General features: G+C 59.3%; 4 protein-coding genes and 2 pseudogenes. All 6 read right to left on the reverse strand.

Features of this window, described 5'->3' with window-relative positions:
* Positions 1-222: pseudogene (locus tag HX899_RS35035) on the reverse strand (RNA polymerase sigma-54 factor); the annotation flags it as partial.
* A gap of 312 nt (positions 223-534) precedes the next feature.
* Positions 535-693 carry a cbb3-type cytochrome oxidase assembly protein CcoS gene (gene ccoS / locus HX899_RS12540; RefSeq protein ID WP_127431691.1) on the reverse strand — a complete coding sequence of 53 codons (159 nt, stop codon included), beginning with the start codon at positions 691-693 and terminating at the stop codon, positions 535-537.
* Positions 690-2,975, reverse strand: coding sequence for a cation-translocating P-type ATPase (locus tag HX899_RS12545; RefSeq protein WP_127431692.1), 2,286 nt, complete (start codon positions 2,973-2,975; stop codon positions 690-692). Before HX899_RS12545 ends, ccoS begins: the two co-directional genes overlap by 4 nt.
* Positions 2,972-3,457 (reverse strand): FixH family protein, encoded by a 486-nt coding sequence (locus HX899_RS12550; protein WP_127431693.1) that lies wholly within the window; start codon positions 3,455-3,457, stop codon positions 2,972-2,974. Before HX899_RS12550 ends, HX899_RS12545 begins: the two co-directional genes overlap by 4 nt.
* Positions 3,454-5,021, reverse strand: a pseudogene (gene ccoG, locus HX899_RS12555) (cytochrome c oxidase accessory protein CcoG). The gene HX899_RS12550 and the pseudogene ccoG overlap by 4 nt, the downstream one beginning before the upstream one ends.
* Before the next feature lie 338 nt (positions 5,022-5,359).
* The coding region (locus HX899_RS12560) for a c-type cytochrome (protein ID WP_181292586.1) at positions 5,360-5,628 on the reverse strand (269 nt) is incomplete at its 5' end.

The raw sequence follows: 5,628 nt of genomic DNA on the forward strand, positions 1-5,628 counted from the left end.
AGGCTGATGAGCATACTCTCCATCTTCGGCATCGCCGCGTTCGCCGCCCGCCTCGCCGTCATTCGACGGAAATTCGAGCAGCGGGTTCTTCTCCACTTCCAGGGCGATGAACTGGTTGAGTTCGAAATGAGTCATCTGCAGCAACTGGATGGATTGCATCAGTTGCGGTGTCATCACCAGGGACTGGGTCTGGCGCAGGAAAAGATTGGCGGACAGTTTCATGACGAAGTTCCACTTAATTCTCGGGTCCATGCCTGATCATGACCTCAGGCACGGAGATCGATGCCTTCACGTGAAATTGGCACGTGCTTGGCATCATGAACCACTTGGGGCAACTTGGGCGCCCCGGCGCCAATAGCTTTCAAGAAAGCCTGCCAAATCATCGATTGAATTGCGAAAAAGAATATTCTTAATTTTAGTTATTTCGGCGAGCAGTGAACTTGGTTAGGAAAGTGCATTTGTCGCGGAGCCGACGACAGTGCAGATTGTCGCAATTGTCCATATTCCTTTCGTGTTTGGTCTCAGTTGTGAGGTTTAGGGTTCTCGTTGATCGGTTTCGTCCTCGGCGAGGATCCGCCAGGCGGCGCCTTGAAGGTCGTCATACTGGCCGCTCGTCAGCGACCAAAGGAATGCCAGGAGTCCCATTCCTCCCATCAGTAGCGCGATCGGTATGAGATAGATCAACATGTTCATGCGGCTTCGACCTCCGCACTCCTGCCGATCCGCCCTCGAATTTGCATATCCCGACGCTTGCCGAAGGCGTTCAGGCGCAGGGCGTTCGTCACGACGATGATCGAAGAAGTCGACATTGCCACCGCCGCTATCAGCGGCGTCGCCAATCCGGCAATGGCGATCGGCACCGCCAGAACGTTGTAACCGATGGCGAGAGCGAAGTTCTGCCGGATGAGGCTGGCGGATCGTCGCGCAACGGCGATCGCTTCCGGAACAGCGTCAAGGCGATCATTGAAGAAAACCAGATCAGCCGCCTGTCTGCCGATATCGGAGGCCGTGGCCGGCGCCATCGAGACATGCGCGGCAGCAAGTGCCGGGGCGTCGTTGATCCCGTCGCCAACCATGAGCACGCGACGACCTTCGCCATTCAGCCTCTGGCATTCCTCGACCTTCTGTTTAGGCGTCAGAGAGCCCAAAGCCCTGTCGATACCCAGGACATGCGCCGTATTGTCGACGACGGTCTGCCTGTCTCCGGACACGATCAGCGTTTCAAGGCCGGCTGCATCGAGCCGGTCGATGGCCTCGCAGGCACCTGGACGAAGCGTGTCATCGAAGAAGAAGCGGGCAAGATCGACGCCATTCTTCGACAGGACCACTTCCGAGAACGGACTGTCGGCGGTGCGGGGCACGACGCTGGTTCCGCAGGCAAACACCGCGTTGCCCAATCGATAGACATCTGCTCCATTCCTGGCTTCCAGTCCCCCGCCTCGGATTTCCGTGACGAGGTCGAAGACCATGAGGTCGGTTTCGGTATCCCGTACCAGGGCCCGAGAAAGAGGATGCCGTGAATGCGCTGCCAATCCACGAGCGATCACGGTGGCGCTCTCGTCCATGGCGTCCACTCTGACAAGGCGCGAACTGCCGATCGTCAAGGTGCCTGTCTTGTCAAAGGCCACGGTGTCGGTCTCGGCCAGTCTTTCGAGTGCTGAGCCGTCCTTCACCATGATGCCCTTCCGGAAAAGTTCGCCCGCGGCGACGATCTGGACCACGGGTACGGCAAGACCCAATGCGCATGGGCAGGTAATGATCAGCACCGCAACGGCGACCAGCATGGCCTGTTTCCAGTCTCCGCCCTGGAGGCCCCAGGCAAGGAAGGAGACCAGCGCCAGCAGATGCACGACCGGAGAATAGAGCGTCGCAGCGCGATCGGCGATCCTGCGATAGCGAGCTCTTCCGCCCTCGGCGGCTTCCATGAGGCCGATGATCTCCGAGAGAAGCGAATCCTTGGCAATTCTTGTCGCCCGCAGCACGAGGGAGCCGGTCAGATTCATCGCCCCGGAACTCACTTCGCTGTTGCTGGCGACGGCGACCGGGCTGCTCTCGCCGGTGACGATGGAGAGGTCCACGTCGCTCTCTCCGCTGACGACGATGCCATCGACGGGAACCCGTTCGCCTGCGGCTATCGAGATTTCATCCCCCGCCGCGATTTCTTCTACCGCAATGTAGCGTCGCGACCCGTCCGGATTGATCAGTAATGCTCCGCGCGGCGCCAGTCTTGCGAGTCCGTTGATCGCCGCCCGAGCCTTTTCCCGCATGACATGATCGAGGGTTCTGCCGATCAGCAGGAAGAAGAGCAGCGAGACCGAAGCGTCGAACCAGGCATGCTCGCCGTGATGGACGGTCTCCCACAATGAAACGCCATAGGAGAGCGTCACGGCGAGCGAAATCGGAACGTCAATGTTGGTGCGCCAGTGCCGCAGCGCATTCCAGGCCGATCTGAAGAAGAAGCGCCCCGCATAAACCAGCGCGGGCGCTGCTATCATCGCCGAGATCCAATGAAACATGTCGCGCGTCGCAGCATCTGCGCCCGACCAGACCGATACCGAGAGCAACATGATGTTGGCGGCCGCAAAACCGGACACGCCGATCGCGAGGAGAAGTTGATTTCTGGTCTTGTCGTTCTCGGGAGCTGAGGGCGTGAAGAGATGCGCGCGATATCCGGCCGAGTTGATCGCTGCCAGGATCTTGGACGGATCGGTTGCGCCCGTCTCGATCTCCTCCTGGTAGACGCAGCTCACCCTTCGGGCCGTGAGATTGACTCGTGCTGTCTTGACGAAGGGAAGCGCCAACAACGCCCTTTCGATGGTCGAAATGCAGCCACCGCAGTGGGCGTCGGGAACGCTCAGGTCCAGCTGGCGCAATCCTTCGCCGAGCGGCTGGCTGGCAAGGCGGACCTCTTCGGCATTGAGTGATGTCGTGCTGAGGGCAAGCACGCTTTCCGCGTCCATGGTACAGCAGTTCATTGGCCTGACTCCGCGGTATCGATGCGTTTTGCCTCATGCATGACGACAACGCCGCCGTTTCGCGAGGTGGCCTCGACGATCCAGTCACCGTCGGCGAGATCATGCTCCGCTTCGAACCGCCCCGCGGCTGTCTTCCTGAGCGTAAGGAGGAAGTCCTCGTGGTCTCCGACCGGACGTTTGAAATTCAGAATGACGTCGTCGACGATCGCAGGCGATCCGCTCTTGTCGTGAATATCGTAGCGGATCTCGTGCCCCGTTATGGAGAGGCTGCCCTCGATGCCGGAAGCGGCCATTGCCTTCATCGCCGCCGCTTTGCGGTTGAACTCCTGACTGGCGACATAGGTGTTTTCCACGACCAGACCGCTCCAGCTGGAAGAGGCATAGAAGGCCATGGTGACGTTTACCGCGATCACCACGCCAAAGAATGTCGAGGTCGAAAGCAGCATGTGCAGGCCTGTAAAACCTTGAGCGGAGGTCTTCATTTGATGTCTCCCGGTGCATTGAACGCCGCGCGGTAGGTTGCCCGATCGGCATGTTCGGTATCTTCGATAACGAACAGAAATTCATTGGTCGCGGCTCCGGTAGGCTTGCGCGTAACGAAGATCTTCAGCGTCGTGGCCGCGTCGGGCTCGGCATGTACTGTAAAGCTGCGGGCGTCTTCCTTGCCTACCTCGGGAATACGCATCGTCGCCCCCTCCAGCCCGACCAGGCTTATGTTCACATCCCTGGGCTTCGGCACCATGTTCAGGATACGAAGCGTGTAACCATTCCGCAGCGAGCCGTCGCTTTCCAGAACATACTGGGGGTTTCGGTCGTGAACGACGTTGAGTTCAAGGCGCTCCCGAAAGGTGAGATGGACGAGCATGGCCACGCCGACCGCCGCCCAGGCGATTGCGTAAAACACGGTTCTCGGACGAAAGATGATGCGCCAGTTGAAGTGCCGGATCGCCGGAACGAAAGTCCCATCATCGTTTCTAACCCTTGACGGCTGAACGGCTGTTCGCCCTACCCTGGTGGCAAGCGACATGTTGCTCGAGTATTCGCTCAGCGTGGCGTAGGCGATCAGGCCGCGAGGCTTCCCGCGCTTCTCCATACGACCGTCGCAGGCGTCGATGCAAAGCGCGCATGTGATGCACTCCATCTGCTGCCCGTTGCGAATGTCAATTCCCATCGGACACACGGCCACGCAGGCATTGCAATCGACGCAATCCCCGACCGGGATGCCCTTGGCTCGAGCGCTCTTGGGGTACCGCGACCGCTGCTCGCCCCTCCAGGCATTGTAGGTGACGACGAGAGAATTTTCGTCGAGCATCGCACCCTGGATGCGTGGCCAAGGGCACATATAGGTGCACACCTGCTCTCGCATGAGACCGCCGAGCACATAGGTGGTTGCAGCAAGGATGGCGACGGTCGTGTAGGCGGTTGCAGGAGCGTGGCCGGTGAACAGCGAAACAAGCAGGCACGGCGCGTCGGCAAAATAAAAGATCCACGCTACCCCCGTGACTACGCTTATCAGCAGCCAGATCGAATGCTTGACGACACGCTTCCTCAGCTTGGCAAAGCTCATTGGCCTAGCGTCGAGCTTCATTCGCGCGTTTCGATCGCCTTCGAGTGCACGTTCGACGACGAGAAAAAGATCAACCCAGACCGTCTGCGGACAAGCGTAGCCGCACCATGCGCGGCCAACCGCGGAAGTGACGAGAAACAGGCCGAGGCCTGCCATGACGAGGAGACCCGCTACATAGTAAAATTCCTGAGGCCAGATTTCGATGAAGAAAAAGAAGAAGCGCCGTGAGGAAAGGTCGATGAGGATTGCCTGGTCAGGCGCGTAAGGACCGCGATCCCAGCGAATCCATGGCGCGAGATAGTAGATGCCGAGCGTAACCAGCATGACGATCCACTTGAACCGACGGAATCGTCCCTCTGCACGCTTGGGAAAGACCTTCTTCCGAGGAGCGTAGAGAAGCTGCCGGTTGCGACGGGCGTTGACTGGCTCGCCACTGAGCCTTTTGATGTATCGGGATCTGGTGCGGTGCGGAGGTTCATGGGGCCTATCGGACTTCATCTGCCGTTGTCCCATCTGCTGCGCATCTGCCCTTGATGCAGATCAAGAGACAAGGCCTTCCCGCGAAAGGAAAACGCCATGGAGAGAGGGCGTGGCTTTGGGGGGCTACGGGGGAACAAGCAACCACGCTGGAACGTCCTCGACAAGGCTATTGCAACCGGCTTGTCTGCTCGTGGTCTTTGAGGCAGGTCCAACTGATGATCGACCTGCCGCTCTTTGCTAGGTCGTCCTGATTGGAAGGTGGCGGCGTGGCCTTGCCGCGTCGTGCCATAGAGATCGAAGATTTGGTTGTCGCCGTGAGCTGTCATGGTTTTTTTCCTCACGTCCCGCCGCCAAGCGAATGCACGAAAATGGTAAGTTCCTTGACGGTCGTATCGCCGAGACGCCCTGCCCAGGCAGGCATGACGCCATGCTTGGGAGCGGCCACCTGACGGATGATCGCATCCTCGCCACGTGCCTTCAGCCAAATCGCATCGGCGAGATCTGGCGCGCCCATTTCGGCTTTTCCTTTGGCGTCGTCGCCGTGACATGCGGCACAGTTATCGACGAAGACCTGTTTTCCGGCCTCTGCGAGGCCGGGGTCCGACG

This window comes from Rhizobium sp. WYCCWR 11146 (assembly GCF_013591995.1).
Classification (GTDB): domain Bacteria; phylum Pseudomonadota; class Alphaproteobacteria; order Rhizobiales; family Rhizobiaceae; genus Rhizobium; species Rhizobium indicum.

What these genes read in the sequence shown, in the direction of transcription:
- HX899_RS12545 (WP_127431692.1), bottom strand. Translation starts at nt 2,975, where the DNA reads ATGAACTGCTGTACCATGGACGCGGAAAGCGTGCTTGCCCTCAGCACG.
- HX899_RS12550 (WP_127431693.1), bottom strand. Translation starts at nt 3,457, where the DNA reads ATGAAGACCTCCGCTCAAGGTTTTACAGGCCTGCACATGCTGCTTTCG.
- ccoS (WP_127431691.1), bottom strand. Translation starts at nt 693, where the DNA reads ATGAACATGTTGATCTATCTCATACCGATCGCGCTACTGATGGGAGGA.